Below are 1198 nucleotides of genomic sequence, written 5' to 3'. Positions count from 1 at the left end.
GTGTGAGCTTGGGGTGGCCGCAGAGACCAGCGAGAAGCGACTGTTTACTAAAAACACAGGTCCGTGCGAAGCCGTAAGGCGATGTATACGGACTGACGCCTGCCCGGTGCTGGAACGTTAAGGGGACCGGTTAGTCACATTTCGGTGTGGCGAAGCTGAGAACTTAAGCGCCAGTAAACGGCGGTGGTAACTATAACCATCCTAAGGTAGCGAAATTCCTTGTCGGGTAAGTTCCGACCTGCACGAATGGCGTAACGACTTCTCGACTGTCTCAACCATAGGCCCGGTGAAATTGCACTACGAGTAAAGATGCTCGTTTCGCGCAGCAGGACGGAAAGACCCCGGGACCTTTACTACAGTTTGATATTGGTGTTCGGTTCGGCTTGTGTAGGATAGGTGGGAGACTGTGAAGCTTGGACGCCAGTTCAGGTGGAGTCGTCGTTGAAATACCACTCTGGTCGTGCTGGATGTCTAACCTGGGTCCGTGATCCGGATCAGGGACAGTGTCTGATGGGTAGTTTAACTGGGGCGGTTGCCTCCTAAAGAGTAACGGAGGCGCCCAAAGGTTCCCTCAGCCTGGTTGGTAATCAGGTGTTGAGTGTAAGTGCACAAGGGAGCTTGACTGTGAGACCGACGGGTCGAGCAGGGACGAAAGTCGGGACTAGTGATCCGGCGGTGGCTTGTGGAAGCGCCGTCGCTCAACGGATAAAAGGTACCCCGGGGATAACAGGCTGATCTTCCCCAAGAGTCCATATCGACGGGATGGTTTGGCACCTCGATGTCGGCTCGTCGCATCCTGGGGCTGGAGTCGGTCCCAAGGGTTGGGCTGTTCGCCCATTAAAGCGGTACGCGAGCTGGGTTTAGAACGTCGTGAGACAGTTCGGTCCCTATCCGCTGTGCGCGTAGGAGTCTTGAGAAGGGCTGTCCCTAGTACGAGAGGACCGGGACGGACGAACCTCTGGTGTGCCAGTTGTCCTGCCAAGGGCATGGCTGGTTGGCTACGTTCGGAAAGGATAACCGCTGAAAGCATCTAAGCGGGAAGCCTGCTTCGAGATGAGGACTCCCTCCCCCTTTGAGGGGTTAAGGCTCCCAGTAGACGACTGGGTTGATAGGCCGGATATGGAAGCCAGGTGACTGGTGGAGTTGACCGGTACTAATAGGCCGAGGGCTTGTCCTCAGTTGCTCGCGTCCACTGTGT

Annotated in this window: 1 rRNA gene (cut by a window edge); it reads left to right on the top strand. The window is 56.1% G+C overall.

What is annotated here, in order from left to right:
- A 23S ribosomal RNA gene (locus ACIOJD_RS34500) occupies positions 1-1177 on the top strand (it extends 2006 nt beyond the left edge of the window).
- The last annotated feature ends 21 nt before the right edge of the window (positions 1178-1198 follow it).

Origin of the sequence: Streptomyces sp. NPDC088116, assembly GCF_044741745.1 — a bacterium.
In the GTDB taxonomy this organism is placed as follows: Bacteria; Actinomycetota; Actinomycetes; order Streptomycetales; family Streptomycetaceae; genus Streptomyces.
This window is presented reverse-complemented; position numbering and strand designations above follow the sequence as displayed.